Below are 3785 nucleotides of genomic sequence, written 5' to 3'. Positions count from 1 at the left end.
CCATAAGCCGTGGGCATGGTCAACATCCTTCCACGAGCACCAGCTCGCTAGGTCAAGGAGTCAACAAAACCGGGGGCAGTCCCCTTCGCAGATGAGCGTGGTTAGGGCAATCTGAGACTGGCGCCGCGGGATGGGCCGTTCCCGGTTCGGCGTGGTGCGACGGAAAAGAGGTCAGGGCCTCTTTGAATTGGTAGCGACCAAGCAACCAATATCCAAAAAGAGACCCTGACATGACTAACTCTATGTCTTGTTCCCATGGCCGCTGGTGCACGCGCGCGGATGCGCTGCTCGGTGTCGAAGGCGTCCACCTCAGCTCCGTCACGGCAACTGCGGCCGGCCTGGTTCTGGGCGTCGAAACCGGTGAGGACCTCACCGGTTGCCCTGACTGCGGTGTCGTCGCTGTCGGCCACGGACGCAGGCCGGTCCGGCTCCATGACATCCCGTGTTTCGGAAGGCCCGTGCGGCTGATGTGGGCCAAGCGCGTCTGGCGCTGCCCGGACCCGGACTGCCCTAGGACCACGTTCAGCGAGGAGCACCCGCTGGCAGGACCACATGCGAAACTGACCGCCCGCGCAGTGGGCTGGGCGACGGATGCGCTGCAGCTCGACACTTCCGTTTCGGCCCTGGCTCATCAGCTCGGCGTGTCCTGGTGGATGGTCCGCGCCGCGCTGACCGAAGCCTGCCCCCTCACCCTGCCGGAGGTGGATGAGCTCAGGCCGCGGATGCTGGGCATCGACGAACACCGGTTCAGGTCCGTGCGGTTCTTCCGCCACCCGACTCCGCCCATTTAGCGGCTTGAACAGCGCCTATCGACGCCCCTAGGTCAGCGGGGAAACTTCCGGCGGTGAAGCCAGGCGAGAAACTCGACCGCCAGTCCTGCGGCTCCGCCGGTACCCAGCGCCGAAATCAGGAGACTGCCCGGCGGCCAAGAGAGGATGAAGAAATCCTGCGCCACGGGGACGTTGAAAAGGAAGACCAGCGCTGCGCACATTACCGCCAGGACTCCCACCCGTCCGGCGTTGAGCGGCCGCGACACGACGGCCAGGATCCAGAGGCCCACAATCGAAAGCGTGAGGACGGACGCAGAACGAATAGCATCAGCTGCCTGCGCGCCGTCCAGTGTCGCCAATCCGTTAAGCACCAGCAAGGAACCAGCGACGATGAGCCCTGCAGGTACCGAAAACCAGAGCGAACGATGCAGGAAGCCCGGTTTGTAGCGCCGGGCATTCGGCATCAGCGCCAGGAAGAACGCCGGGATGCCGATCGTCAGGCCGTCTGTAAAGGACAGTTGGCGCGGGAGGAACGGAAACTGCAATTGCAGCAGCCCAAAAGTCACGGCGATGGCTATGGAATAGGCAGTCTTGCTAAGGAAGAGGCTCGAGACCCGCTCGATGTTGGCGATGACCCGCCGGCCCTCGCCCAGCACCTCCGGGAGCCGGTCGAAGCGGCCGTCGAGGAGGACCAAGCGGGCGACCGCCTTGGTGGCGGGTGCCGCGGAATCCATGGCAATGCCAATGTCTGCCGTCTTCAGGGCCAGGGCGTCATTGACCCCGTCTCCGGTCATAGCCACGGTGTGGCCCCGACGTTGTAGCGCGGCAACCATGTCCTTCTTCTGTTGCGGGGTGACGCGTCCAAAGACGATGTTGCTCTCCATCACCTCTTCGAGAAGCAGCGCCTCCTCCGGGAGTGAGCGTGCGTCGAAGCCATGCGCGACGTCGAGGCCGACCCTGCGTGCGATGGCGGCGACGGTCCGCGGATCGTCGCCGGAGATGATCTTCAACTCGACGCCCTCGGACCGGAAGAATTCCAAGGTGTCCTGGGCATCGGAGCGGGGTTGCTCGCGGAAGGTGAGGAGTGCGACCGGCCGCAGCCCGTCGGGTAGCCCCACCGTCGTGGCCGCCCCCGGTAGCCCGTCAGCTCCGGCCAAGAGCAGGGTTCGTAGTCCGGCATCGGCCAACCCCGCGGCCCGCTCCAAGACGCAGGCGCTGCTGGGCGCCGTAGCCTGCTTCGGCGCGTCTAAGGGGCCGGCTGCCTCTCCCGCCGTCGCATCTTGGGGTTTGCACGTTCCGCCGGCCAGGACTATTTCCGGTGCCCCGAGGATCCAGGTGGGAGTCGTCCCGTTGCCGCCGCGGAAGGTGACCGCACTCCACTTCCGGGCGGAGGAGAACGGAACATATGAGATCGACTGGAATCCGCCGTCGTCCGTAAAGGCGGCCCCAAGACTCCGTGCCGTTGCGTTCGCCTCAGGTTCGGAGGCGAACCAACCGAGGGCCTGATGCCAGCCCGGGTCGGGTGCGGGTGTGAGCTGATGGACTGCTTCGAACCTGAGTCCGCCCTCCGTCAGGGTGCCGGTTTTATCCATACAGAGGACGTCGACCCGAGCGAGTCCTTCGACGGCAGCGAGTTCTTGAATGAGCACACCATGACTGGCCAGGCGGAGCCCTCCGACGGCAAATGCCACGCTGGTCAGCAGCACCAGGCCCAGCGGGACCATGGCGATCACGCTGGCGATGACGCCCACCAGGGCCGCCGTCCAAGTGCCGGTGGCGATGGCGTGCTGCCAGCCTCCCCTGGCCTGAAGATCGCCGTTGACCACAATGGCTGCGACGGGGAGGATGGCCCAAGCAATCCACCGAAGCACCCGGTTGAGGCTATTGCGGATCTCTGAATTCACGAGGGAGAAGCGGCGAGCGTCTGCCGTGAGGCGGCTGGCGAACGACTCGGCACCCACCCGTACCACCCGCGCCTTGCCGTGGCCGGCGATGATGATGGATCCCGAGAGGACATCGGTCCCATGGTCCTTGCCCACGGGGTCCGATTCCCCGGTGAGGAGGGACTCATCGGCCTCGAGTCCCGAGCTTTCGAGCACCGAGGCGTCCGCCGTCACCTGGTCCCCGGCACGCAGGACAAGGACATCGTCGCGGACTACGTCGGCCGTCGCGATCTCTTGGATCTGGCCGTCGCGCATCACCCGCGCACGTGGTGCATCCATGACCGCAAGACGGTCAAGGGATCTCTTGGCTCGGAATTCCTGGACCACCCCAATCACCGCGTTGCCGGCGGCCGACAGCCCGAAGAGCGCGTCCTGCCAGCGGCCCAGGAGCAGCAGGACGAGGAAGCTCGTGCCGACGATTGCATTGAACAGCGTAAAGACGTTGGCGCGGAAGATCTGCCACAGGCTTCGGCTGGTGGTGTCCGGTACCCGGTTGTCCAAGCCGCTTTCCATCCGGGCGGCGACGTCGTGGTGCGATAGCCCGTTCGCGGCCGGTCCTGAGACACGTCGGTGGAGCAACCGCGGCTTCTGGGTTCGGCGCTGCTCCCTCACCTCCCGATCGTAACCGGCGCGGTGGTGCGATTTGATGGGCATTGCGACCCGGCCGACGACGGCGGAGCGGCGCCGGGGCCTATCGGGCGGCACTTGGGAGCGTGGCAGGCGGGCATTTCCTGGATTCTCCGCAGGTGGGGGGACCTGCATCGGAGCGGTTTGCGGTTCGTCCCGGTTGGGTGTATTGTTTTCTAAGTCGCCGCGAGGGAGACCAGCCGAAATGCTGGAGGACCGGAGGCGGCCAATCCCCCAAAATAATCCAAAACCTGGTTCTTTCGGCGCTTTGTTTCGCTAAAGAATTTTGGTGGGGCTGGTTCGTCTGCTGATGCGGGTCTGGGAAACTGGATTTGCTTCGGAGGATGAGACCGGGTAAGTTTGAGAAGTTGCTCCGGAGCGATCCGCGGCCCTGTGGGGTTGTGGTGGTGCCGGGTGTGTCTGTTGTTTGAGAACTCAATAGTGT

General features: G+C 64.9%; 2 protein-coding genes. One reads left to right on the top strand and one right to left on the bottom strand.

Annotation, left to right across the window (positions count from 1 at the left end):
• Positions 1 to 230: 230 nt before the first annotated feature.
• A complete protein-coding gene (locus AB4Y86_RS14075; protein WP_441402826.1) occupies positions 231 to 791 on the top strand; it encodes a transposase family protein in 561 nt (186 codons plus the stop codon).
• Between the two features lie 32 nt (positions 792 to 823).
• Here the strand turns inward: AB4Y86_RS14075 and AB4Y86_RS14070 are convergent, their stop codons facing one another.
• Positions 824 to 3325 (bottom strand): HAD-IC family P-type ATPase, encoded by a 2502-nt coding sequence (locus AB4Y86_RS14070; protein WP_441402825.1) that lies wholly within the window; start codon positions 3323 to 3325, stop codon positions 824 to 826.
• Between the last annotated feature and the right edge of the window lie 460 nt (positions 3326 to 3785).

This window comes from Arthrobacter sp. 2YAF22_2 (assembly GCF_052114645.1).
Lineage (GTDB): Bacteria > Actinomycetota > Actinomycetes > Actinomycetales > Micrococcaceae > Arthrobacter.
This window is presented reverse-complemented; position numbering and strand designations above follow the sequence as displayed.